General features: G+C 39.5%; 16 protein-coding genes. 4 read left to right on the top strand and 12 right to left on the bottom strand.

The genetic code is table 11. The annotated features are described in order from the left end of the window. Positions 1-340 precede the first annotated feature (340 nt). Positions 341-1,828: a histidine--tRNA ligase gene (hisS, locus tag BTR_RS08175; protein ID WP_041582682.1), complete on the top strand. Its 1,488-nt coding sequence runs from the start codon at positions 341-343 to the stop codon at positions 1,826-1,828. A gap of 607 nt (positions 1,829-2,435) precedes the next feature. Continuing rightward, positions 2,436-2,966: a hypothetical protein gene (locus tag BTR_RS08170; RefSeq protein ID WP_012232141.1), complete on the top strand. Its 531-nt coding sequence runs from the start codon at positions 2,436-2,438 to the stop codon at positions 2,964-2,966. Between the two features lie 576 nt (positions 2,967-3,542). On the opposite strand, the gene BTR_RS08165 is transcribed toward BTR_RS08170, so the two are convergent. After that, entirely contained in the window at positions 3,543-4,067 is a 525-nt protein-coding gene (locus tag BTR_RS08165; protein WP_012232140.1) for a peroxiredoxin, read from the bottom strand. Between the two features lie 217 nt (positions 4,068-4,284). On the opposite strand from BTR_RS08165, the gene BTR_RS08160 reads away from it, so the two are divergent. Both BTR_RS08160 and BTR_RS08155 read left to right on the top strand, forming a co-directional pair. Beyond that, entirely contained in the window at positions 4,285-5,913 is a 1,629-nt protein-coding gene (locus tag BTR_RS08160) for an alpha-D-glucose phosphate-specific phosphoglucomutase (RefSeq protein WP_038473823.1), read from the top strand. A gap of 782 nt (positions 5,914-6,695) precedes the next feature. Further along, complete coding sequence (locus BTR_RS08155; protein WP_012232138.1) at positions 6,696-7,031, top strand: zinc ribbon domain-containing protein YjdM; 336 nt, start codon at positions 6,696-6,698, stop codon at positions 7,029-7,031. 1,250 nt (positions 7,032-8,281) lie between these two features. Here BTR_RS08155 and BTR_RS08150 read toward each other — a convergent pair. From BTR_RS08150 to BTR_RS08100, 11 genes are all read right to left on the bottom strand, one after another. After that, complete coding sequence (locus BTR_RS08150; RefSeq protein ID WP_012232137.1) at positions 8,282-8,860, bottom strand: NifU family protein; 579 nt, start codon at positions 8,858-8,860, stop codon at positions 8,282-8,284. A gap of 61 nt (positions 8,861-8,921) precedes the next feature. After that, positions 8,922-9,413 (bottom strand): universal stress protein, encoded by a 492-nt coding sequence (locus tag BTR_RS08145; RefSeq protein ID WP_012232136.1) that lies wholly within the window; start codon positions 9,411-9,413, stop codon positions 8,922-8,924. A gap of 63 nt (positions 9,414-9,476) precedes the next feature. Then, positions 9,477-10,547: a tryptophan--tRNA ligase gene (trpS, locus tag BTR_RS08140; RefSeq protein ID WP_012232135.1), complete on the bottom strand. Its 1,071-nt coding sequence runs from the start codon at positions 10,545-10,547 to the stop codon at positions 9,477-9,479. Positions 10,548-10,608: 61 nt separating this feature from the next. Beyond that, complete coding sequence (gene murJ / locus BTR_RS08135; protein WP_012232134.1) at positions 10,609-12,180, bottom strand: murein biosynthesis integral membrane protein MurJ; 1,572 nt, start codon at positions 12,178-12,180, stop codon at positions 10,609-10,611. 847 nt (positions 12,181-13,027) lie between these two features. Beyond that, on the bottom strand, positions 13,028-15,400 hold the full coding sequence (locus BTR_RS08130; RefSeq protein WP_012232133.1) for a BID domain-containing T4SS effector: 2,373 nt from the start codon (positions 15,398-15,400) through the stop codon (positions 13,028-13,030). A gap of 335 nt (positions 15,401-15,735) precedes the next feature. Further along, positions 15,736-17,703: a BID domain-containing T4SS effector gene (locus BTR_RS08125; RefSeq protein WP_012232132.1), complete on the bottom strand. Its 1,968-nt coding sequence runs from the start codon at positions 17,701-17,703 to the stop codon at positions 15,736-15,738. Positions 17,704-18,007: 304 nt separating this feature from the next. Continuing rightward, complete coding sequence (locus BTR_RS08120; RefSeq protein ID WP_012232131.1) at positions 18,008-19,300, bottom strand: BID domain-containing T4SS effector; 1,293 nt, start codon at positions 19,298-19,300, stop codon at positions 18,008-18,010. A gap of 352 nt (positions 19,301-19,652) precedes the next feature. After that, on the bottom strand, positions 19,653-20,471 hold the full coding sequence (locus tag BTR_RS08115) for a BID domain-containing T4SS effector (protein ID WP_012232130.1): 819 nt from the start codon (positions 20,469-20,471) through the stop codon (positions 19,653-19,655). 343 nt (positions 20,472-20,814) lie between these two features. Then, positions 20,815-22,389, bottom strand: a complete 1,575-nt coding sequence (locus BTR_RS08110) for a BID domain-containing T4SS effector (RefSeq protein WP_012232129.1) — start codon at positions 22,387-22,389, stop codon at positions 20,815-20,817. Positions 22,390-22,698: 309 nt separating this feature from the next. Further along, positions 22,699-24,297 carry a BID domain-containing T4SS effector gene (locus BTR_RS08105; protein WP_012232128.1) on the bottom strand — a complete coding sequence of 533 codons (1,599 nt, stop codon included), beginning with the start codon at positions 24,295-24,297 and terminating at the stop codon, positions 22,699-22,701. Then, positions 24,272-24,511 carry a hypothetical protein gene (locus BTR_RS08100; protein WP_145972899.1) on the bottom strand — a complete coding sequence of 80 codons (240 nt, stop codon included), beginning with the start codon at positions 24,509-24,511 and terminating at the stop codon, positions 24,272-24,274. Before BTR_RS08100 ends, BTR_RS08105 begins: the two co-directional genes overlap by 26 nt. Between the last annotated feature and the right edge of the window lie 1,175 nt (positions 24,512-25,686).

Below are 25,686 nucleotides of genomic sequence, written 5' to 3'. Positions count from 1 at the left end.
TTACGCTCAGAAGACTTTATGCGAATATCATTATACGATTCATAAGTTTTTTTTGAAATGGGGGAGAGGGTATAGAGCGCTGTTTTTTAAATAGGTCAATAAATTGGCAATAGAATGATGTTTTTTATTGCACGTGTTTTGTTTTATTTTTGTTTTATGTGTGGGGGCGTGACTTTATGAAGGGGAAATTTTTTAGAGGATTGCTTTAAGGCGGATTGCTTTTGTAAAATAAAAGCCTCTAACATGTTGTTAAAAGCTTTGAGAGCGATAAAGTCATTGCAGCGTTTGTTGCTATGGGATAATGGTTATCCGTAAACACATATTGTTGCTAGAGAATAACATGTCATTGAAACAAGAAAAAACCAAAGCCCGTTTACCTCGTGGTTTTGTTGATCGCACAAGTGCACAATTGTATGCCACTGAAACCATGATTGCGCAAATTCGTGAAGTTTATGAACTTTACGGTTTTGAAGCACTTGAAACACCCATTTTTGAATATACGGATGTGTTGGGGAAGTTTTTACCTGATTCAGATCGTCCCAATGCAGGGGTTTTTTCGCTCCAAGATGATGATGAACAATGGATGTCTTTGCGCTATGATTTGACAGCTCCTCTTGCGCGTTATTTTGCTGAAAATTTTGAAACGTTACCAAAACCCTATCGCAGTTATCGGCTTGGTTTTGTTTTTCGCAATGAAAAGCCTGGACCAGGGCGGTTTCGGCAATTTATGCAATTTGATGCGGATATTGTTGGAACACCAACCGTTGCGGCGGATGCTGAAATTTGCATGATGGCAGCAGATAGTTTGGAAAAATTAGGTATTAAGCCGCATGATTATGCCATTCGTTTGAATAACCGAAAAATTCTGGAAAGTGTTTTGCAGTTGATTGGCTTAGGGGAAAGCGGGCAGAGTGAAAAGCGCTTAACGGTTCTTCGAGCAATGGATAAACTGGATAAATTTGGTCCTGAAGGCGTGCGTTTGCTTTTAGGCAAGGGGCGTTTGGACGAAAGTGGTGATTTTACAAAAGGAGCTGAACTTCAAGATAAAGAGATTGAGTGTATTCTTTCTCTACTCACGATAGAAGCGAAAACGGCAGAAGAAACGCTTGATATTCTCAGACAAATCGTTGGTCAAAGTGATCAAGGGCTTGAAGGGGTTCGCGAACTTGAAGAAATGCAAACGATCTTTGCGGTCAATGGGTATCACAATCGTATTAAAATTGACCCTTCGGTGGTCCGTGGATTGGAATATTATACGGGACCTGTTTTTGAGGCGGCATTGCTTTTTGATGTTCTCAATGATGATGGGCAAAAAGTTGTCTTTGGTTCTGTTGGGGGGGGGGGGCGTTATGATGGGCTGGTTGCGCGGTTTCGTGGAGAAAATATTCCAGCAACAGGTTTTTCAATAGGGATTTCACGTTTGATTGCTGCTTTGCAAAACCTTGAAAAATTGCCGGTAAAAAATAGTCTTGGACCTGTTGTGGTGCTGATGATGGATAAAGAGCCAGAAGCTGTTGCATGCTATCAAAAAATGGTGATGCAATTGCGAAATGCGGGAATTTGTGCGGAATTTTATTTAGGGGCATCGGGAATTAAAGCGCAGATGAAATATGCGGACCGGCGTCAAGCTCCTTGTGTGATCATCCAAGGTTCACAAGAACGTGAGAGCGGAAAAATACAGATCAAAGATTTAATTGAAGGAGCGCGTTTGTCTCATGAAATTAAGGATAATCAAACATGGCGTGAAAGCCGTCCTGCACAAGTGATGGTGGATGAAGAGCAATTGGTGCAAACCGTACAAGACATTTTAGCCGCCCAAAAACGGTAATGGTTTTATGAAAGCATTCGCTGCGAAGAGCTTGAACATTTCCTCTTCAATTTTCATAATGTGTCTTTTATCTGTTTTCATGTTCTTAAAATCTTATTTTTTTAAAGTTTCTGCGGCATAAAAAGAATTCTTTTAAAAGGTGAAAAAGGCTTTGTATTCATGATAAAATGAATTATTTTAAGGACGAAAAAAAGTTCTTTTAAGGGGGGCGTGTGAACGTCTTCGTGAGGTACAATATGGGATTTGAAGCGTTCAAGATCTTTGTCCCGCCCCTGTGTTTAGAAAAATCAATGGTCAATAAGAGAAAACCAATAGCTTATAGAAATATTGACCATTCAGATGCGTTTAACTTGTGAATTTTCCTTTGCTGGTATCATATTTTCTGCTGTTTTCTTATTGACAGTCTAAAATTTTACATCCGTGAGAGATGAAAGAGATCTCAAGAGTTTTGTTTTAGAAGATTTTTTTAGTGTCAAAAGCAACGAATAACTTAAATCAGACAATTTTTAAAGGGAGAATAGGAGGATTCATTGTAAGAGATTATAATGATAACTATTTGAAATTATTCATTTATTGTAAAAAACAATTTTTTAATGGAGAAATGAAAATGGCTCAATATGATTTTACTGTGCTCTATGAAAGAAATCCCTTTATTTTGAAAAAACCTGAAGATATTGGAAAATCATTTAAACTTCCTCTCTCAAACTTCGAGTGTGAAGATCTTCCGCAAATTACATTTTCAGGCGCCTCGTCGTGTCGGCGTATGATTTTTGGGTTATCATTTAGTGGGTTGAAAGCTTTTTTTGTGATGTTGTGGCAAGTAGGGAAAATGCTCGATGAGGGGGATGATGTGGATTTATGGTTTGATCAGATAACGTTGGATCGTGATATTCTGGAGGATTTTTTGATTTGTGATCTTTCAAGTGAAGAACCAGAATATCTTAATTTTGAAAGTTTTAAAGAAGGTATCAAGGAATTAGAAAGGATTCAGATTATAGAGAAAGGAACAAGAGAAGGTTGTTATTTCATTAATCCTGATATTTTTGGTCTTCCTGAATGTGATGAAACTTTTGAGTTCGATGAAGAAGAAACAAAAACATACTTTACGGAAGAACACCCCAATAAACGCCTGCTTTAACTGTTTCTCTCTTAGAGAAAAATAAAAGCGTAGAATAAATGGCTATGAGAATAGTAACGTTGATGTTGTGTGAATTGGAATGTTTGCGGGAGCTGTTTTGCTTCAATCCTTTTCATCAACAGTTGTTGGTGCTTATTTGTGCAGGGCAGTTTGTATGCCATATTTTATTATCTTTTCATGAGATAAATTTGATGGGTACGCCTTTTCAAACAGATCGTTGATCTGTATTTTTCTTCTTGATGTTTTGTGAACCCTGGACGATCAATTCCCTTGGAACTTAAGAGCGTTTAGACAAGGCATATCTCGTTTTTTTAGTGTTTTACCCACATGGGTCCTCCGCTTATGATGTGCAAAAAAGTGATTTTGATTGATGCAACAGGAAACAGATTTAAAATTGAAACATATTGCGATATTTCAGTATCTTACTCAAGTTGAGGTACGCTTAAAGGATCATTATCAATCAAGATGTTGTCACGAATGGATGTTTTTAGAAAATACAAAAAGCATAAATTCCTTCTTGCGAAGGAATTTATGTTAGAAAGTTTACATTTGACAAATGTATAATTAGTCTTGAAATTAGTTTTTCAAGGCTTTTAAAACATTTTGTGGTGAAGAAACTTCATAAGGATCGGTTGCACAATTATCTGAAAAACCTGCTTCTTCGAACCATTGCTCAATTACACCGTCATTAATAACAGCAGCATAGCGCCATGAGCGCATGCCAAAACCAAGATTGTCTTTTGCAACCAGCATACCCATTTTACGCGTGAATTCACCAGAACCATCGGGAATTAGTTTCACGTTTTTGATATTTTGTTCTTTTCCCCAAGCATTCATGACAAAAGCATCATTGACGGAAAGGCAATAAATTTCATCAATACCCGCTTGTTTAAATTCATCATAGAGTTTTTCAAAATCAGGCAGCTGAAAGTTTGAGCAAGTAGGCGTAAAAGCGCCAGGAAGAGAAAAAAGGATAACGCGCTTTCCTTTAAAGTAAGCATCACTTTTAACATCTTGCCATCGATAAGGATTATCTCCTCCCATTGATTCATCGCGTACACGTGTATGAAATGTGACATTGGGAACTGTTTTTTTTACCATTAAGGATGCTCCTGTATTTTTTAACGAAAATTTTGTTTTAAAACAACCTTTGTATTTAAAACATATGGGAAAGATCATTTTAAATAAAAGGGCTTCTTAAAAAAATATTACTTTTAACAAGTGTGCAAATATTTCACACTTGCGTCAAGTAGAATTAACGGTCGACTTTGAATACTCTTCATCTTAAAATTAAATGAAAGAATATGAAGGTATTACCATGACCATAAAGACAGTTTTGACCACGGCTTTTGAGGGGCAAAAACCGGGAACATCTGGTTTGCGCAAAAAAGTGTCTGTTTTTCAACAACCCCATTATGTGGAAAATTTTATACAGTCTCTTTTTGAGAATATTGGACCTCTTGAAGGGAAAATGTTGATTCTTGGGGGAGATGGACGCACCTTTAATCGGACTCTCCTTCAGATTGTGTTGAAAATGGCGGCAGCAAATGGTGTTTCTCGTGTAAAAATGGGAAGGGGCGGTATTCTTTCTACGCCTGCTGTTTCGCATCTTATTCGTAAATACCATGCGCATGGTGGGCTTATTCTTTCTGCAAGCCATAATCCTGGAGGTCCAGAGGGAGATTGTGGAATCAAATACAATATTGCCAATGGTGGACCGGCGCCTAATTCTTTATGTGATGCTATTTTTGCAACATCGCAACGTCTTTCCTTTTATAAAATTTTTGAAGCTTCAGATGTTGATTTAGATCGGCAAGGGACGACCTTTATGGGAGCCATGCAGATTGATGTTATTGATCCTGTCGTCGATTATGTTGCTTTGATGCAAGAGATTTTTGATTTTGACTGTATTGCCAAGGCCGTTACTCGAGGTCTTACTTTTCGGTTTGATGCCATGCATGCGGTAACAGGGCCTTATGCGCATGAAATTTTTGAAAAATGCTTAGGATTTTCTGAAGGGACGGTGGTCAATGGTCTTCCTTTACCAGATTTTGGAGGCGGTCATCCAGATCCCAATTTGGTTTATGCCAAGGCTCTTTATGATTTATTGATATCAGAGCAAGGACCGGACCTTGGTGCTGCGTCTGACGGTGATGGCGATCGTAACCTCATTATTGGGCGTCAACAATTTGTCTCGCCTTCTGATTCTTTGGCGATTATGGTGGAGCATGCCCATCTTATTAAAGGTTATCGAAAAGGCATTGTGGGGGTTGCTCGCTCTATGCCAACAACGCCTGCTGCGGATTTGGTTGCTGAAAAACACGGATTAAACTTTTTTGAAACACCAACAGGGTGGAAGTTTTTTGGGACGCTTTTGGATGCGGGAAAAGTAACCTTTTGTGGTGAAGAAAGCTTTGGAACCGGCTCTCATCACATCCGCGAAAAAGATGGTTTATGGGCTGTCTTATTTTGGTTAAATCTTTTAGCGGTAACAGGGAAAACGGTTGCACAAATTGTTCAACAGCATTGGCACAGCTATGGGCGTTTTTACGCACTACGTCATGATTATGAAGAAGTTGAAGAAGACAAAGCTTTGGCAGTACTGGACCACTTGCGGGAGCACTTACCGCAAGCCGGAACCGAAATTGCTGGATTTTTGGTCAAAAAAGCAGATGATTTTACATATCATGATCCTGTTGATCAGAGCGTTAGTACGCGACAAGGTATCCGTATTTTTTTTGAAAATGGTGCACGGTTGGTGGTTCGTTTATCGGGAACAGGGACGTGTGGTGCGACCTTACGGCTTTATTTTGAACAGTATGAAGGTGATCCGCGCAAATACAATTTAAATCCGCAAGAAGTTCTTCAGCCTTTGCAACAGGTGGCACTCAAACTGTTAAACATACAACAAGAATTGGGACGAAACCGTCCTGATATTATCACATGAGATCATGGGAATGTTTCTTGCAAAGATATCATGATTGATCACATAGGGTATTATGATTGGGGCGTGATGTTATTTGCCATAAGGGCGCTCCTCTCTTTTTAGGTGCGTTTCGTTCTGTCTCCCTTTACATATCGGGCTTCTTAAAAATTGCTGAATTCTTAAAACCGAATGCGGGAGGGCGTCATAATCAGGCATAATCGGAACATTTATGTCCAATGATTTTTGATGGTTTAATAGAAATGTTTTTTAAAAAGAGTCATGGAGGGATGTTTTTTAAGTCAAACAGAACATTATCGTTGTTGCACTTTTCTGTATGCTTGTTTTAAAGAAGCCTCTCTCAAGAGGCGAGAAATCATCTTATGCATGCCGTTTATGGGAGAGGATAACGGTTTATCCATTAAGCACCATCATTTTTACTTTTATGAAGGAACAAAGTCATACATTTAAGGTTTGCTCTCAATATTGGCCTTTACCCTTTGAGAGCATTTTAGTCTTTTGAGTCTTTTCTTAATCGTTTTACACGGCTCTTTCTCCTTGTAACTTGTAAGCGAAAGACTTTTGTTGCTTCAATATTGAGAGGAATCTTATGATTATGGGGGCTCATTGTACAATGAGCAATCATCCTTAACGTATCTGTTGTATGGCGATGATCGCATTTACGAACACAGGCGGCAGATGGGGGGTGAAACAAAGGGACATATTTTTCTTAAAATAATGGACAATAAGCACTTCTTGCTTTATGACCAGTCATCATGAATGGTTTTTCTTAAAAAGGGAAATTTATGACCCAGTATCCCAAATGTCCTCGTTGTGATTGTCTTTATACTTATGAAGAAGGTGAAAATTTTGTGTGTCCTGAGTGTGCCCATGAATGGCCACAAAAGAACGACGATACTGTTCTTTCCGATACTGTTTATGATGCCAATGGTCAAATTTTGACAAACGGCGATACCGTTATGGTGATAAAAGACTTGAGAGTAAAAGGCGCTTCCTCTGTTTTAAAAGGAGGGACGAAGGTGAAGAATATTCGCCTGGTGGATGGCGATCATAATATTGATTGCAAAATTCCAGGGATTGGTCAAATGAGTTTAAAGTCGGAATTTGTTAAAAAAGTTTAGGCCTTTATCCTCTTGCAATTGTTTTTGCCTTTCGTTGGTTTGCTATTTTCATATTCTGCTCCAAGTAGGACTATTCTTTTCCAAGTGGGTTCTTTTCTTATTTCATAGATTACGCTCATCGGATAGACACACTATCTTTTCCCTTATGGGGATACAAAAGCTATGTCTTGCGAGAGAAATAGCTTTCTTTTCTTTCAGACATGTCGGCTGGTGAGTGGGACTGGATGTTGATTGATAAGAAAACAGTAAAAATACGCGCTTTATGAGGAGGATAACGCCGTAAAGTGAGAAATTTACGATTGGCTAAATTGAAGGAACTTTTCCGCTTTTTATCAAATCATTTCCAAAATAGTCATAATAGATCTGGCTTTGATTTATTTTTTACAGGTATTGAAACCTTCTGCCATTGTATTTATGAGATGAGATTGAAGGTGATAGAGAGGGGAATTCTTGATTTCAAGAATAGGAAAAGTTGGTATGATACTTAAAAAATATTTCTCAATACGCTTAAGCTTTTTTCGCAATGATGCCCATGAATGATATAAGGTAAGCGCCGTTGAGCGCTATCATCTTTATGTTTCATAAAAGGCAAGCCAACACCATCACACTCTTTATCAGTTCTCAATGTTGCAACAGCCCTTATATTTGAAAATGTTCATAAGAGATATTTTAAAAATCGTTTTTGTTATCCTCCAATTTGTGATGTGTAAGCGAATGATTTTGATTGATGCGATAAATACAATTGAAATGAAAAGACTGTCAAGATTCCCATTCAAGGTGTAAAAGTGTGATCCTTGTCGATTGGTTGCTATAAGCAACATTTTGCGGGATTTTATTATCGGAAACACTGAAAATGATGGAACACCAGGAAACAAGTGTGTGCTCTATCTTACACTCTTTTCTTTTTACTGGAATGGTTTCCTTGTTTTTGGGGGTAAAGTTTGTATGACAAGGTCATGAGGCAAAATAAATTTAAAGCGTGTCCCCGCGTTCATGGTTTTTATGTGATGGGTTCGTTGAAATGATGCCTTTAAAGGGGACAAAAATCATTTTAAGGACTATGGGGAAGTGAAAAAGAAACCTTATCATTGTATACGATTTTTTTAAGCAGTACTGTATTTTATAGTAGCACGGCTTACGTCTAAAATTATAAGGGACAAAATGGTCGAGGATTTTCACCCCCCATGTTGTTTTAAGCCTTGTTGAAGAAAGACAATCTGTGTGGTCGTTTTACCTATTGAGGTCGATATTTATTGTGGCATGGCTTCAACGCCTAAAACTTCAGGGATAAAATGGCGTAAAAGATTTTCGATACCATGTTTGAGCGTTGCTGTTGAAGAAGGACATCCAGCGCAGGCGCCCCGCATATTGAGATAAACAATACCATTTTCAAACCCGCGAAAAGTGATATCGCCACCATCATTGGCAACGGCTGGACGAATACGTGTTTCAAGCAGCTCTTTAATGGTTAAGACAATATCAGCATCTTTTTCGTCATAAAATTCTTCGTTGAGAGCATGGGCATGGGCTTGTGTTGTCGCATTGGTGGTGATGACAGGCTCATTGGACAGGAAATGCTCCATAATTGTGCCTAAAATAACAGGCTTGAGGTGTTGCCATTCTCCTTCTTTTTTGCTTACGGTGATGAAGTCATAGCCTAAAAAGACACCATTGACATTGGGAATATTAAACAGTTTAGCTGCCAAAGGTGAATTTTTAGCTGCTTCTTCACGGTCACGAAATTCTAAGACGCCCTCGGAAAGCACCACGCGCCCTGGTAGAAATTTAAGTGTTGCAGGATTTGGGGTGGTTTCAGTTTGAATAAACATAGTCTCTCCTTTTATGATGAAGGATTAGAAAGATCATTACATTTTTAAAATATTGTATTTTTTAGGCAATAGATCGAATATCTTCATCGGCAAGATTGCTGGGAATGACAATGACAGGGATGGAAAAAGCTGTCCCTTTATTTCCGATTAATTGAATAAGGGGGCCTGGTCCTTCTGTATGTCCACTGGCTGCTAAGACAATCAGTGCAATTCTTTTATCTTCGTCGATCAGTTTAGAAATTTCATCAATCTTTTTCCCTTCACGCACCACTATTTCTGTTTCAAGCGCATGGGAGGTGCGGACATCACTGGCAATGTCTCCTAATATTTTATGAGCACTTTGCGTTGATTCTGTGCGCATAATATTGTTTACACCCAGAAAATGTTGAAATTCTGTACTATCAACGACACAAAGTAAGACCAAAGTTCTATTGGTGTTTTGGGCATGCTGTGCGGCAAACGCAACGGCACGCCGACACTCTGGTGTTTCATCGATAATGACTAAGTTTTTTTTCTTGGTTTTTTTTTTCGGATTTTTGGGTTTAGAAATCATGCACTTTCTCTATTTTGTACAAACGATCTTTTTTGCTCTCTACGGTTTTTAGGTTTATTGTTTTTATGTATTGAGCAAAAATCCAACAATTTCACGAATTTTTTTCATATTTTCTTCTGCGAGCATACTAGCACGTTTAGCACCATCATGCAAAACAGAGTCGATATAACCGCTTTCTTGGTGAAGTCGACGTAATTCTTCTGTTATAGGGGCAAGCTTATGGACAGCAAGGTCGGCTAAAGCTGTTTTAAAATGCGAAAATTGATGACCAGAAAACTCTAAAAGGACCTTTTCTTTGCTGACTTTGGCAAAGGCAGCATAAATACCAAGCAGGTTATCAACTTCTGGTCGTTCTTTTAAAGCGGCAAGGGTATCGGGAAGAGGCGCGGAATCTGTTTTGGCTTTGCGTATTTTTTTTGCAATAAGGTCAGCATCATCGGTCAAATTAATGCGTGAGAAATCTGAAGGATCTGATTTTGACATTTTTTTTGTCCCATCACGCAAGGACATAACGCGTGTGGCTGTTGTTCCAATCAGGGCTTCTGGGAGGGGGAAAAAGCCTTGTCTTTTTTCTTCATCCGTTTGCATAGAGACGCCAAAATTTAAGTCAGCAATACGCTGTGCGTAGTCATTGTTAAATTTTTGTGCAATATCGCGTGTGAGTTCAACATGCTGTTTTTGATCTTCTCCTACCGGAACATGCGTTGCACGATAGACTAAAATATCAGCAGCCATCAGAGTTGGATAAGCAAAAAGCCCAAGGGATGCTTTTTCACGATCTTTTCCTGCTTTATCTTTAAATTGTGTCATACGTTGAAGCCAGCCGATGCGCGCAACACAATTAAAAATCCAAGCAAGTTCAGCATGTTGAAAAACACGTGATTGGTTGAAAATAATGTGTTTTTGGGGATCAATACCAGCAGCGAGAAAGGCGGCTGTCACTGTTCTGGTGGATTCGCGTAAAATAAGGGGATCTGGGTTGACTGTAAGCGCATGCATATCCACAACACAATAGAGGCAGTGATGAGAATTTTGCAGTTCAACCCAATGCTGAAGGGCTCCAAGATAATTGCCAAGATGTAAATGACCACTCGGTTGTACGCCAGAAAAGACAAGGGGTGTAAAGGTATCCATAGGAGCGCTCTTTCTTTAATTCAAGGTTATTCGTTTTATTGTTTTTGACAAAGTATAGATATTATGGACGTTTTTTCAAATTTTTAAGCGTGTGAAAAAAGGAACGGGTGTTGAATAAAAAATAGGCACTCAAATAGATCAAGAATATGCCGAGTATGATCCCGGCTAAGGTGCTGGCGCGCAAGAAAAAGGAGGCTTGTGTGGATAAAGGAAAAGACAAAAATCTAAACACATTTAATCCGTAATAGAGAGTTAGAGCGCTCAAAAGGGAAGCGATCGTAAGGCATAATATTTGCTTGATCAATTGGAGGTCGTATTTCCAATAACCACGTTTGATAAGGATTCCCCAAAGTAATAGCGTATTGACCCATCCAGAAGTAATTTCAGCAATAACAATGCCTCGTGCGGATAGAATAGGAAATAATGTTAAAGCAAGACTGACATTGATGAAAACGCAAATGCCTGTAACAATCATTGGTGCTTTGGTATCTTCATGGGCAAAGAAATTAGGAATAAAGACCTTAATGAGAACAAAAGCAGGAAGTCCTAGTCCATAAAGTTCCAATAATTGTGCAACATGCTGTGTTGATTGACTGGTAAACTGTCCGCGTTCAAAGAGTAAACTAACAATGGGAGTGGAGAGTAGCAAAAAAGCGATGGATGCAGGGAGTGTTAACAATAGCGTTAATTCAATAGAGCGATTTTGCAAATGGTGGGTTTCTTCATGCTTTTTGCTTCGCAAAGCACGGGTTAATTCTGGCAAAAGAACAGTTGCAACGGCAATGGCAACCACGCCTAGAGGCAATTGATAAAGGCGATCAGCATACATCAAAGAAGAGACAGCTCCTGATTGACTAGAAGCGATGTTGGTATTGATGAGCAAATTAATTTGTGTGATGCCGCCCGTGATAGCAGCAGGAAATGCTAAAGCTAACAGCTTGCGAACATTAGCACTTAAATGGGGGGGACGGAAGGAAATTTTCATGCCACTTTGACGTAAAGCAACAGCAATTAAAGTGAGTTGAAGAAGCCCTGCAGCCAACACACCCCAAGAGAGATTTAAGCCGATATGCCAAGCGTCAAGTTTATAGACCCAAGCATAGGCAAGCACACCAATCAGAATAATATTTAAAAAGAGCGGCGCAATGGCGGCAATAAAATAGCGGCGCAGAGCGTTGAGCATGCCTCCCATCATGGCGGCGAGCGACATGCAGGTTAAATAGGGAAACATAATTGCAGTAAAATGAATTGTGGCGTTAAACTTTGTTGCATCTTCCGTAAAACCTGGAGCAATAATGGTTCGTACCAAAAAAGGCATACTCAGTTCCATAACAATCGTTAGCAGTAACAGCAGGGAAAAGAGAACACCAAAGACCTCTTCTGCAAATTTGCAAGCAGTTTCTTGACCATCTTCAGTGATTTTTTTTGCAAAAAGAGGAATAAAAGCAGAATTAAAAGCGCCTTCAGCAAAAAAACGGCGGAATGTATTGGGAAAACGAAAAGCAGCATTAAAGGCATCAGAAACAGGACCTGTCCCTAGGGCTGCTGCCATAAGCATTTCACGGATGAAGCCAAAAATACGGCTCATCAGAGTTCCGGAAGCAACTGTTGCAATTTTTTTAATCAATGTCATAAAGATATATCGGTTTTGTTAGAAAAAAGAGAAGCGTTAATAAGAAAATAAACCGTTTTAAATCGTGAAAATCTGATCTGTATACCCATAAGAATACATTTTTGACAGTGTTTTACGACGGTGTTTATCTGTCTGTCAACAAGAGTGCGTGAAGACTTTTAAAATGCTCCTTCTTTATTATTGCATTACAATTTTTATTTGTTGCCATAAAATAATTAAAATTTCTTTTTCAAACTGAAATGTAGAAGCGATATCATAACAGTTGGAGGATATAGAGTGATCATTTCTCTCTAGGGGGATGTTCATGAAGAGTGCAACCCAATAGTGTTTTGTTTTATGTGAGGGGTGTGGATTTTATTCAAAGAACGCAAATAAAATAAAAGCGTGAAGCAATGCACAGTTTTTATGATTTAAAAGACAGTACTTTAGATGTTTTTAAAAGTCATAAGTCTGAGCTAAAGGTGATGGCAAAGCACGTCGATTAGTTTTCACCTTTACGGCTTTATGTTCTCCCCAAATGAGGCGCTCTTCCCGTTTTAGAAACTCTTCAAATAGAGGATAGCAAGACGTGATCTTTCACCAGCATCTTGCCTATTTTTAGCACTACGGGTAAGAGCACCATAGGCAATGAAAGTGATTAATGATCATTTTTAAAAATGATTAATCTTTATCATTGCTCTGTTCGGATTTCTTTTCACAGTTGATGAGAGAAAAATCTGAGAAAATAAAGTTGCTCTCTTATGGTTTTAGCATCTTGTGGATGCACGATTGGTTTGCCGATAAAAGCAGAGAGGAAAGGCAACCTTTTCTACCAGAGAGAGCAAAAAAATTAAAGCTTATATGAATTTTAGAGAGTCATGGCTTTTGTGTACTGCGTTTTGTATGATTGAATATTTTCTGTTACTTTCTGCGCTTTACTTGCTTCTTTATCAAGCGTATTCAAACATATTTTTTCAGTGTTTTTCTTTATCAACTGATGCTGGATGGATTGACGTTGGTTTGGCGCTGAACACTCATTCAATTTGCGGTCATAAAAATCCATGGAGTGTATGTTATGTTCTATCTCTTTTGTTTGCTTGACGATTGCCAGAATCTCTTTTGCTTTGACGGCTGATGTACCAAGACTCTTAGCTAGTTTTTCGGAATTGCTTTCCTTTATCGCTTCATGCTCGCTTGAGGATAAACGTTCATTGATTTTTCTGATATAATCCCTTATTTCTCCTCTTAATTCAGGAGAGTTTGATAACGTTTCTTTCTGCTGTTCTTTTGGCAAGGACAGGAGATTTTGCATCCACGCTTCAGGCATTTCTACCGCTTGTTTACAGCGCCTTTGTTTTGCGTGATGGTCATGGAGAATGTCTCTTTCTGTTTGTTTAAAAATATCGATATAACACTCAATGGCTCTACAGAGGGGTAAAATATTTGCTTCAGCATTGGTGCGCGCGTTATTTTTTATGCCAAATCTATTGCTTCCAGAAAACTTAGCAATCGATTGAGGAGATGTGGCAATTTGATAAGTGAGCTGTTCTCCCTCCGTGCGATTTTCATGGATTCTCTCAATTTTTTCCTGCAAAATATGCCGATTGCCGTAAACGATTTGGCATAGAGTTTGGATTTCTGTTCTTCTTTCTTGAAGTGATGCGTTGTTTTTTATTCTTGTGATAATTTCGTCGCTTGTAAGAGGAGGTATTTTTTCTGCGGGGATCAGCATTTCTTGCTGGTATTGAGGTCTTGGTGCAGTAAAGGAGAGGAGATCACCTTTTTTTAATGTTTGTCTTTGTTCTGGTGTGCGCTCTTCTTTGGTTTCAGGCGATAAGGATAATTTCTCAGATGAGGGGAGAGAGGCGGTTTCCGTTTTCTTTGTAGCAATGTCCCAGTATACCATTGCTTTTTTGGGGTGTTGTTTTGCTCTTTCTTGATGATCAGAGTGTTTTTCCTTTGTTATTTGGACAGATATTTGATCATTTGTTGTTCTATTGTTGGTCTGTAAAATGGTTTCTTGGAATTTTTTTTGCCTTTGCTCCGCAGAAAAAGATTGCGCCATTGGCTGTGCCATTTGTTCTTTTTCTGGTAGACTTTGGGGCATAACTTCAACGCTGTCCTGTAAAGCATGAGAGGCAGTCCATGGTGCAAAATGAGCTTTTACCTTTCTTTTTGTGTGAATGGATGCGTTGTCTTTGCGCTTTTCAGTGATTTCATCGTTTTTGGGAGCGGCTCTTTTGTCTTCTGGAAGCTGTATTTTTTGCAGGCTTTGAGCCTTTGGTGCTGTAAAGGAAAAGGCCTCACCAATTGTTAATGTTTGTCTTTGTTCTGGGGTGAGATCTTTTTTATTTCCCAAGATAAGAGTTCCCTGAGCATCCATCATAAAGCCCTTGTTTCCACAGCCTCTATAGGTCCCATGATAGGTTTCTCCTTCTTTTGCGACGACAGCGAGATAATAATTTTTTTCACCCATTCCAAGCTTTTTCATAGAGTCGGTGAATTCTTGTAAAATGAGCGATTTTTCTGGATGGGAGATATCCTCAAGCAGATGCTTCATGGGCTCTGGATCGCCACGTTCCATGGCGGCCGCGCGGACAAAGTTTTTGCGTTTTTTACTCACAAGTGAAAAGTTTAGTTCATGTCCTGCGGCTTGCCCAAGTTTTTCAACAAACAGTCTTTTTGTGCGCCTATTACCCTCTCTGAAAGGATGCAAGTGGTGTAGATCTATCATCAGTTGAGCAGCATGTTCAACAAATTCTTCGCGGGATAAGCCTTTTAAATTATTTTTTTCAGCAAGTGTTTTATCTAACTTTTCTAGTCCCTCCTGTACTTTTCTGCCAATTGCAAAAGGTTGTGTAAATTCTTTTCTTTTCAAAATGGGCATGGAAGCAACACTGCTATCTGCAAAGGTAAAAGGTGCTTGGCGGGTTTGTCCTGCCCATTCAAATGCACGGGAAAAAAGACGTTGATGAAGATATTTTAGATAGGAGGAATTAAACTGTTCTGGGGGAGGTTCTTGACGCAGTTTGATCATTTCTTTTTTGACATCATCAGAACACCGTTCCATTAATATTTCTTTATCTTTGATGCGGTATTTATTTTTAAGCACCTTGCTATTGGGGTAGAAAAAATTTTGCGCTTCTTCATTGATTTTCTTAGAAATGGCGGCATTAATTGCAGGGGGGTGTTCTTGCAATTCTTCTGTGGAGGAGGCACTCTGTTCTGTGTTTTCTTTCATGCATATTTCCTTTCAAGTTTTTAATATTTGTTTTTTTAAAAGCTTTTTTTGCACTTTTTGCCTTATATTATTTTCGTAGCGTTTTCTTCTTCGAAGAAGAATGTCTATTCGAATGATTGAAAAAAATTAACCTTATTTGCGTGAAACCAAGTTAATAATGGAACAACGTTAATGGTAGTAATTTTTATGAAATGTTATCGTGAAATTTTATCAATGCGTTTTGTCATATGACAGTTTATTCAAATTTTTCTGTATGTTACACGCTGTCTTTGGTGCAATCTTGGCGAGATAGTTGCACCAAAGTTTTATATGAAAAGCCAACGATGATGAGACTATCAGGATAAAGCCATTGTTTTTGATGTTTCGGCTTTGCGTGGTCGAATAGGCGGTCGCTCTTCTTGTTTCGATGCTTCAGTAAGCTCTTTATGCTGCTTTACTGTTGAGCGTTCAAGTGGTTTTGCGGACTGCGATAGGCTTTGCTGTTTTTGTAATTTTTTATCTATTTCGCTAAGAGGCTGATGGTGTTTTTGTTGTTCTTGATTGTGCAGCACGATACTTTCTCTTACCTGTTTTATAGTGTCTGCATAATCCTTAATGGCGGTACAAAGGGTGGAAAGACTTTCTTCAGCAGTTTTGCGTGCTTCGTTTTTTACACCAAGGACTTTTTTACCAGCAAGTGGAGTAAAAAGCTGAGAATGGTTTTCAATTTGCCATACGAGCTCTTCTCCTATCTCTGGAATTTTTTGCATATCTTCCATTCTGTCGTTAAAAATAAATGGGTCTCTATAAACTTTTTGACACCAATATTGGACTTCTCTTTGACCATATTGAACCGATGGGTTTTGTTGAACTCTGCGGGCAATTTCTTGATTTGAGAGAGGCTGGATTTTCTTTTCTGAATGGAGAGGATTTCGTGCGTGTTGACTAATTGCTCCTTCCTGTTGCGCTTGTTGATGCTGTTGTTGTTTTGTGTGAGAATTTTGTGAAGTATTCTCTTGTACATATTTTGCAGTATATACAAAGCCTTCTATGGCAGCATATAGGGGGGAAAGCGTTTCTTCAGCTTGTTTGCGCGCTCCATTTTTTATGCCAAGAACTTTTCTACCAGCAAGCTTAGAAATAGACTGAGGTTTTTTTGTAACATCCCATAAGAGTTGTTCTCCCATATTGGGGTTTTCTTTGATGGCTTCTATTCTTGATTCTAAAATGAGTCGGTCACCAAAAGTCTTTTTACATAAAAATCGTATTTCTTCATGGTATGCTTCGAGCAATAGCTTTTTTTCCATTGTATTAATAGATGCTTTACGCTCCTGAGACGGTTTTGGTTGTCTAATTGCTGTTTTTTGGATGGCAGCCTCACTTTTTTGTCTGTCTCCTATTTGGTGTGGTTTTCTTGAAGGAGGTACTGCATATGACTCACTGTTTTGTGATGATGAACTGCTTTGCTGCCTGACTTGCCTGTGCTGTGGTGTTTTGGGTCTAACACTTGGAGCAATGGTTTCTAGATTTTGGTTTTTTGTGCTGGTTTGCACTTGGATTGTTGCGTTGGCTGGTGTTTTATCTTTTATGCGTGGGGGGGTGGGCGGAGGCATTTTTGTCTGTAGAGAGGGGGATTCTTGAGCCGTTTGTTTGTTTTGTTCTCTATCTTTTGCACGTGGAGGTTTTGGTGGAGGCGTTTTTATGTGTGCGGAGGAGCTTTCTTGGGTTTCAGGCTTTTGGATTTTTGTGTCGGCTGGTGTTTTATCTTTTATGCGTGGAGGTTTGGGCGGAGCCATTTTTGTCTGTAGAGAGGGGGATTCTTGAGCCGTTTGTTTGTTTTGTTCTCTATCCTTCGCACGTGGAGGTCTTTGTGGAGGCGTTTTTATGTGCGCGGAGGAGCTTTCTTGGGTTTCAGGCTTTTGGATTTTTGTGTCGGCTGGTGTTTTATCTTTTATGCGTGGAGGTTTGGGCGGAGCCATTTTTGTCTGTAGAGAGGGGGATTCTTGAGCCGTTTGTTTGTTTTGTTCTCTATCTTTTGCACGTGGAGGTCTTTGTGGAGGCGTTTTTATGTGCGCGGAGGAGCTTTCTTGGGTTTCAGGCTTTTGGATTTTTGTATCAGCTGGTGTTTTATCTCTCATACGTAGGGGGGGCGGTGGCGCAACCTTTGGGGGATGTGACAAATTCTCTGGGCGTTTTTGTACAGGTGGTTTTGGCACACTTTGAGAAACTTGGGAATGGGAGGGACTGGTGGGAGATTGTTCAGCCTGTTGTTGAAATTTTGCCATCATTTCGGCTATTAAAGGGGAGGGGTTTCTTTTTTTCATGTATGTTCCTTTCAAGCTCTTCCAATATTGTTTTGAAATATTATTTAAGAACGTGCCTTAGTGTTTATTCTGTTTTATGCTTTTTCACGTATTTTTATGAGAGAGGATATGAAACTAAGGAGTTTTATAAGATTTTACTCTCTTACTGTAGTTCATGATCACTGTCTCAATACTGTTTTATCAGGTGTTTAGATGAAGTGATGGGAGAATGAATTTTGTTTCAACTTCCTCTCTTTCTTGGCACAAACCACCTTTCTCATGATTGCGCCAAGATGTTAGATTCAAAGGCGAGAATTACGTTTGTTTAGCTGGCAAAAGCCATCGATTTTGGAGCGGCAGTTTTGCGAGGACGAAAATCTGTTTCTCTTTGTTGCGTAGAGGGCGTTGCTCCTTCATGCGTTACTGTTGAAGGATCAGGGCGTTGCACAGACTGTGAGACACTTTGTTGTTGATGCAAGACTTGCGTTCTCTCAGATGTTTCATTGTGTTCTTGGTTTGTCTGCTGAGTTCTTGAAAGGCTCTCTCTTACTTGTGTTACAGCTGTTGCATAGTTGTCCGTGGCATCAATAAGGTGAGAAAGACCTGCTTCAGCATGTCTGCGTGCTCTATTTTTTAAGCCACAAAAGTTGCGACCAGCGTATTTGTGAAAAGATTGAGGATTTCCGGCAAGTTGCTGTGCTAGCTGCTCTATCATTTCAGGGTTTTGGAAAAGAACTTCTACGTGTGATTGCAAAATGTTTTCGTCGCCAAAAACAACTTTACACCAATACTGGATTTGAGCATGATGTCTTTTGACTTTTGAATGTTGGTGAATTTGGATGGAAATTTCTGCTTCTGAAGAGCTTTCTTTTTCACGGTGATACGGTTTTTTTAGAAGTTCAGCGACGGCGGACTTTCCCATGAAGCGTTCATAGTTTTTGAGTTCTTGCTCTGGAGATCGTGATAGGCTCTCTCTTGCTTGTTTTACAGCTTCTGTATAACCATCAAGGGTGACACATAGGGCGGAAAAATTCTCTTCCGCTTGTCGGCGCGCTCGATTTTTGAAGCCAAACATGCTGGTGCCGGAAAGTTTAGCAAGACTTTCAGGATAAGCTGCCATGCGCCATGAGAGTTCTTCTCCTGCAGCGGGATTTCTTTGAATTTCCTGCATTTTTTCTTGCAAAATATTGGGGTTGCCATAGGCATTTGCGGATAAATGTTGTATTTCTTCTTGATATGTTCGAACCAATGAATTGTGTTGAAGCAACAGAGTGATTTCTTCTTCTGAGAGAATTCTTGTTGCCCTTTGTGAAGCAACTGTTGCGCGTGTTGTTTCAGGTTCTTGTGGCCTTTTGGTCGAGCTGCTTCTTGTGAATGGTGTTGTTGGATTCGTCATCCTACCGGATGCTTGTGTAACTTCCTCCGTAACAGTTTCTTCTCTTAAAAGAGATTGTCTTTCCTCATCTTTTTCCAGTATTGTTGACAGCCTCTTGCTTTTTGAAGGAGCTTCTTTAGGGAGGGGGGCTGGACCAGAGACCTCTGCCGCTGCTTGTTCATAGAGCTTTATAAGTTCTTGTATTGAAGAGGATGGAAAAGGATGAGGGTGGTCTTTTTTCATGCATGTTTCCTTTCAAGAATTGTTTTAGAAAACCTCTTTGGAGCATTCTCGTCCTTTATGCTTGGATCGCTTGGAGACAAAAGAAGATATCGAACTGAATGAGCTACAAAGATCTGCGCTATTTGAGATCAGAGTAATGGAGCTTTGTGTCTTTTATACAGTTTTTTTATGAAATTTTATCAATAAGTTATCATCAATGATAGAGTCCATCTTTAGGACTATTTTAGGATCACTTTTTGTAACATTCTAAAACAATTCTTGGCGCAATCGCGATAAACAATTTGCGCCAAGAAAACCTATAAAAAAAGATTATATGAAAAACAAAAATGATCTGTTTTATGTTTATGCCACTTTACATGGCATAAGCCATTCCTTTGTCTCCATGTCTTTGTCGTTGAGGGCTGTGTTCTGGACTCTCTTGGTTTAGTCCCCTTTCGTGATGACGATGATGATGGTGGTGATGGTGATGACGTTTTTGTTCCGCTAGAGGGGTTTGCGATAGCCTCTTTGTTGCGTCTTCTACAGTCTTTGTATAATCATCAATGGCGTCAACAAGCGGTTTAAAACCGTCTTCAGCTGCTCTGCGTGTTTGACTTTTTAGTCCAAGTGCGGAGCGGCCAGCAAGCCTATGTATAGATTCAGGATCTTCAGCAAGTTGATCTGAAAGCTCTTTTCCTTTATTGGGATCTGTAAGTATGCTTTGCAAATGTTTTTGGAAAATTGTATCATCGCCATAAACAATTTTACTCCAATGTATGACCTCTTCTGCACGTGCTTGGACCTGCGGATTTTTTAAAAGCATTACACTCTTTTGGTCAGTTGTGAGAGAAGGTGAAGATGATCTTCCTTTTTGGTGCGGAGAGACCTCTGTATAGTCTGTTTCAGGACCTTCATTCCTTTGAGTATGGTGTCTACCTCTTGAAAGAGGGGAGGAGGTGCTCACTGATGCGTATAGAATTTCCTCTTCACGTTTTGGGGGAGCAACCTCTGTGTAATCAGTTTCAGTCCCCCCACTTTTCCGATCAGGACGCCTCCCTCTTGAAAGAGGGGAGACCTCGCTAACAGATGCATATAGAACGTCCTCTTCTGGGTTTTGGGTGCGCTGGTTTCCTCTGTTTTGTTTATTAACTTGTGCATAGAGGGGCTCTGGGTGTGGATGATGTTTTTTCATACATGTTTCCTTTCAATATTTCTAGAAAACCTCTTTGGTGCATTCCCCACTTTTAGTTTTGATAACTTTTACACAAAGGAAGATATCCAACTGAATGACCTCCAAAGATTTCGCGCTATTCAAGTTGATATGTAATGGACGTTTATGTCTTTTATACAGTTTTTTTATGAAATCTTATCAATAAGTTATAATAAATTACAGAATACATTTTTAGGACATATTTTATGTAACATTCTAAAACAATTCTTGGTGCAATCACGATAAAACGATTTGCACCAAGAGAACTTATGAAAAAGAAATTACATGAAAAACAAAAACGATCTGTTTTTATTCTATGCTCCCCTTACATGGCATAAGACATTCCTTTGTTTTCTGCCTGTCTTTGTCGTTGTGGGCTGTGCTCTGGACTGTCTTGGTTTTGTCCTCTTGCGTGATGATGGCGATGATGATGGTGGTGATGACGACGTCTGTTTTCTGGGGTTCCTTCCGCTCTCTCTTGTTCTTGACCTCTTTCTTGCTCACGTGTAAACTGTTTATGGAGCTTTTGTGTCACATGTACATGTTTCTCAAAAGCTGAGAAAAGGGGATTAAAGCCATCTTCAGCGGTTCTGCGATCAGGGCTTTTTATGCCAAAGACTGTTCTACCTGCAAGTCTAGCAGAACCTTCAGGATTTTCTGCAAGCTCCCATAGGATATTTTCCCCATTTTTAGGATCGTCAAGAACCTTGGCAAGTTGTACATTTAAAGCGTGCCTGTTACCATAAACAATTTCACACCACTTTTGGACTTCTTCTACATTCTCTTGAAAGCTTACGTTTGTTAAAAGACTTGTTGTAAGCTGATCTTTCGGGCTTCTGGGAGGAGGTGTTGTTGCTCTGCCAACACCTTCATATATGGGATTTGTCCGTTGTTGGGATTCTTGACCGCCTTCAGCACCCATGCCAAGTTTTGCATAGACAGATTCTACAGTTTTTTGGGGAGAGCGTCCATTGAGACCAAAGTTAGGCTCTGCATAGAGATGTTCTTCTGGTTCCGAGGCAGGGGGGCGTAGATCTTGAGAGCTACCGCTTGGTGAATCGTAGAGGGGATTTATTCGCTGTTCGGATTCTGTCTCACCCGTTGCCAGATTAACGACGGCATAGGGGGCTGCGAGCTTTTTAGCACGCCGCCCATTACTTGGCGTCCCACCAAGTCTGTCATAGGGATTCCCTAATGGTCTTTGTGGGGCATAGGCAGTTTCTTGTAGGGGATCTTGGGGGGCATAGATGCTTTCTGCTTGTTGTTGAGAAGGGGGCGTATCATAGCCTCTAGGCGGCTGTCCTCTGTTAGGTTCTCTGGCATCTCTGCTTTGTATTTCTTCTGGACTTGGTATGCGCGGACCTCCTCTCCTGTGTGGTTTATTAACTTTTGCGTAGAGAGCTTCTATTGGTTTATGGGTAGAGCCTCCACCATTTTCACTAAAATCAAGCTCTGCATAGAGATGTTCTGGTCGTTGCGGAGGGCGCAGATCTTGATTGCTTCCGCTCGGTGAGTCGTAGAGGGGATTTATTCGCTGTTCGGACTCTGTCTCACCCGTTGCCAGATTAACGACGGCATAGGGATCTGCGAGCCTGCTAGCACGCCGCCCATTACTTGGCGTCCCACCAGGTCTGTCATAGGGATTCCCTAGTGGTCTTTGAGGAGCATAGGCAGTTTCTAGTGATGGATTTTGGGGAGCATAGATGTTTTCTGTTTGTTGTTGAGAAGGAGGCGTATCATAGTCACTGGGGGGGTGTCTTCTAGTATTTGCTTGTATTTCTTCTGGGCTTAGTATGCGCGGACCTCCTCTTTTGCGTGGTTTATTAACTTTAGCGTAGAGAGCCTCTGGATTCTGGGTTTCTGGATTTTGGGAGTCTGGTTGTGGGTGACTTTTTTTCACGGCTGTTTCCTTTCAATATTTTAGAAAACCTCTTTGGTACGTTCCCCGCTTTCTTGATATCTTTTAGGATAAAAGAAGAATATCAAACTGAATGGTTTCCAAAGATTTCGCGCTATTCATGTGAGTGTGTAATGGAAATTTATGTCTTTTATAAAGTTTTTTTATGAAATTTTATCAATAAGTTATAATAAATTACAGGATCTATTTTTAGGACTATTTTTTGTAATATTCTAAAACAATTCGTGTGTGCAATGGAGAGGAGATGATTGAAACCAAGAGTTCTGTTGGAAGGTAAAAGTTGATACGTTTTTAGCCTGTAAGAGCCAGTGATGAGGAACGACTAACTTTTAAGCTGCGGGCTTGACATTGTGCTTCTTTGGTATTCTTTACAGTGTGTGCAATTTCTTTTGCTTTGCTTTCTGATGTACCAAGAAGGCACGCCAGTCTTGTATGATCTTTTTCGTGTATGGCTTTATGCTCTTCTGAAGAGAGACGATTTTTTAGTTGACGTGAAAAGGTATGGAGTTCTTGTTGTAGTGCTGGAGAATGCAATAAAGCTTCCCTTTGTTGTTCTTCTGATAAGGAAAAAAGGTTTTGTAAATTTTTTTTAGGTTTTTCGACTGAATGGCTTAGGCGATTTTGTTCTCTTTGGTGTTGTTCTAGAATTGTATCTTTTGCTTGTTGTGTTATTGTACCATAATTTTTAAGGGCTTGGCAGAGTTGTGGAACAGTTTGTTCTGCGTACTTGCGATTTGAGCTTTTCATGCCAAGTATTTTACGCCCAGCAAATTTAGAAATTGATTGAGGGTTTTCTAAAATTTCATCGGCAAACTGATTTCCTAAGTTTGGAGCGGCTGTTACGATATCCAATTTTGTCTTTAAGGCTTGCATTTTACCATAAACAGTCTTTGATAAATGTTCGATTTCTTTTCGGCATGCTTCTACATAAGCGTCATTTGAAATCTTTGCGAATAACGCTTCATGGGTGAGAGGGGATAATGTTTCTTTTGGGATCAGTGTTTCTTTTACATTTTGAACATTGGTTTTTTGAAAGCAGAGGTGGTCGCCATTGCGTAATGTTTTGATCTGTTCTGGGGAGAGATCATCTTTGTGCCCAACGACGAAAGCTCCCTCTATTTCCATAACAAACCCTTCCGCTGAAGTGCCTCTAAAGATGCCTTCATAGGGGATTCCTTCCTTTGCAGCAACAACAACACGATTGTTAATTTCATTCAGTCCAGCTTCTCTCATCTGGGAGATGAATTCTTTTAAAATAACGGATTTTTGTGGATGAGTGATATCTTCAAAAAGATCTTTCATCGGTTGGGAATTGCCATATTGCATGGCTTCAATACAAGCTGTTGTCATGCGTCCTTTTGTGATGAAAGAAAAGTCAACGGTATGTCCTGCGGCTTGTCCCAGTTTTTCCATAAACATTCGATTGGCGCGCCCATTGCCTTTTCTAAAAGGGTGTGCGTGCTCGAGTGCCATAAAAACGTCAGCGGCATTTTCAGCAAATTCTTGGTGCGATAAACCTTTTAAATTGTTCTTCTGATTCAGTGTTTTTTCAAGTTGTTTGAGTTCTTTTTTTATCTGTGGACCGATCGCAAAAGGAGCTTCATAACCTTTAGGACGCATCGCTGGCATGCGGGCAGTGGTGCCATCTTCAAATGTAAAGGATGTATCGCGGGTGTGTCCTGCCCATTCAAAAGTTTTGTGGAAGAGACTCCAGTGGATTAAGCTTAGATAAGCGGCATCAAAGTTTTGTGGAGGTGGTTCATGGCGAAAGTTGACGGCTTCTTTAACAACGTCATGGTTACATCGTTCATACAGTTTATTAGGGTCTTTTATGCCATATTTATTTTTGAGTGTTGTGGTTCCTTTATATAGATAATTTTGCTCTAACATATAAACTCTCCTTAAAGGATAGGGTGGCGGTTGAGGCGCGTTTTAAACGTTGCATGTGAAAATTCCCCTTCGCGTATTCTTTTGAGATTTTGAGTGTTTTGAGAGAAAGTGCTCTTCCTTCAAGTGTACGGATAGTTGTATCAATCCTTTTGTGGGGATTTTGAAAGGTTTTCAGCAGGAGAGATACAGAATGTTTTGTTGCGATTATTTTCATGCCTATTCCTTTTTTCATTTATTTTAGCTTCTCTGATGTTTCCTTTTGTTTATGATCCTGTTGTGCTGTAAAATACTGGTAGTTAAGACGGCGGTAGGAATCCCATAAGGGGAAAAAACAGATTTTTGATAAAGAGACTCTGGGTGAAATCTTCATCCTTTGAAGGAGGAGGGAAGAGGTCAAAAAGGAAAATATTGCTTAAGATTTTCGTTGTTTTGCCTTTAAAAAAGTTGTTTGCAAGAGCACCTTGATGAAGGGCGTGAATATGGCGGAGGGGATTGCTCTTGGTTATCGGAGGGCTTGGGGATTTTTCATGCATAGTGTTCAGATTGGGAAGTCTATGGATAAAAGAAATTATCAAGAATTTTTCTCCATTATGTTTTTCTTATTGGTTTGTGTGGACATCTTGTTTGGGTATGTTTGCAATAAAATGTTTTTTAACTTTGTTCGTTGCTCTTATTAATTGATTGTGCTGTTTTAAGATCTATAAGAGGGGAAAACTTTCTTTGGACTAGGAAAAAAGTGTTTTTTCAGCGCTTAGTTGTTAAAATAGAACACGTAATGATATCGTAAAGGGGAAAAACTTGTCTAAGAATGTTTTATTCATTTTGGTGTATATCGTGGATGTTTTTTTGGGGGAAAGGCTGTCTATCGCGTGGGTATTTTGAGCGTTTTTTGTCTCAAAGGCAAATCTTTTGTTGATTATATTCTTTAGCGGAGGTGTGCTTTTTGCGTAAAATAGAACGCCATTATGTTGCGTCTTCTTAGGATTGTTTTAAAGAGGTATTTTTTAACATACCCATTTGGCGACGATGCTCGTGAATGGTATAATGGTATCCTCATAAAGTGTATAAAATCTATTGAGCGCTCCCATTTTACGCTTCATAAAGAAGCTGATAGCATCACCAATTTGTGCCAGCGCTAAAATATTGCGGACCACCCCTTGGACTTTAAGGTGGTTTATGAAAAGGTATGTCTTTCTTGTGCAGTTCTACTTTACTTGAGGACCCCACTTTTGACATGCCAATGATAGGGTTATGATTGAGTCAACATGGAACAGATTTGAAATGAGAAAATCTTATGCTACAGAGTCTCTCATTCAACACAAAAATATGAATTATCATTATAAATCAATGTATTTAAAAGTTATATATGAAAAACTTTTTAGGAATGTG

The sequence above is a fragment of the Bartonella tribocorum CIP 105476 genome (assembly GCF_000196435.1).
Classification (GTDB): Bacteria; Pseudomonadota; Alphaproteobacteria; order Rhizobiales; family Rhizobiaceae; genus Bartonella; species Bartonella tribocorum.
This window is presented reverse-complemented; position numbering and strand designations above follow the sequence as displayed.

Bases quoted from the DNA above. Each gene is read 5' to 3' on its own strand.
- BTR_RS08115 (WP_012232130.1), bottom strand. From the start codon at position 20,471: ATGAAAAAACATCATCCACACCCAGAGCCCCTCTATGCACAAGTTAAT.
- BTR_RS08145 (WP_012232136.1), bottom strand. From the start codon at position 9,413: ATGATTTCTAAACCCAAAAATCCGAAAAAAAAAACCAAGAAAAAAAAC.
- BTR_RS08160 (WP_038473823.1), top strand. From the start codon at position 4,285: ATGACCATAAAGACAGTTTTGACCACGGCTTTTGAGGGGCAAAAACCG.
- BTR_RS08170 (WP_012232141.1), top strand. From the start codon at position 2,436: ATGGCTCAATATGATTTTACTGTGCTCTATGAAAGAAATCCCTTTATT.
- BTR_RS08105 (WP_012232128.1), bottom strand. From the start codon at position 24,297: ATGTTAGAGCAAAATTATCTATATAAAGGAACCACAACACTCAAAAAT.
- BTR_RS08125 (WP_012232132.1), bottom strand. From the start codon at position 17,703: ATGAAAAAAAGAAACCCCTCCCCTTTAATAGCCGAAATGATGGCAAAA.
- BTR_RS08155 (WP_012232138.1), top strand. From the start codon at position 6,696: ATGACCCAGTATCCCAAATGTCCTCGTTGTGATTGTCTTTATACTTAT.
- trpS (WP_012232135.1), bottom strand. From the start codon at position 10,547: ATGGATACCTTTACACCCCTTGTCTTTTCTGGCGTACAACCGAGTGGT.
- BTR_RS08150 (WP_012232137.1), bottom strand. From the start codon at position 8,860: ATGTTTATTCAAACTGAAACCACCCCAAATCCTGCAACACTTAAATTT.
- murJ (WP_012232134.1), bottom strand. From the start codon at position 12,180: ATGACATTGATTAAAAAAATTGCAACAGTTGCTTCCGGAACTCTGATG.
- BTR_RS08130 (WP_012232133.1), bottom strand. From the start codon at position 15,400: ATGAAAGAAAACACAGAACAGAGTGCCTCCTCCACAGAAGAATTGCAA.
- BTR_RS08100 (WP_145972899.1), bottom strand. From the start codon at position 24,511: ATGAAAATAATCGCAACAAAACATTCTGTATCTCTCCTGCTGAAAACC.
- BTR_RS08165 (WP_012232140.1), bottom strand. From the start codon at position 4,067: ATGGTAAAAAAAACAGTTCCCAATGTCACATTTCATACACGTGTACGC.
- hisS (WP_041582682.1), top strand. From the start codon at position 341: ATGTCATTGAAACAAGAAAAAACCAAAGCCCGTTTACCTCGTGGTTTT.
- BTR_RS08120 (WP_012232131.1), bottom strand. From the start codon at position 19,300: ATGAAAAAAGACCACCCTCATCCTTTTCCATCCTCTTCAATACAAGAA.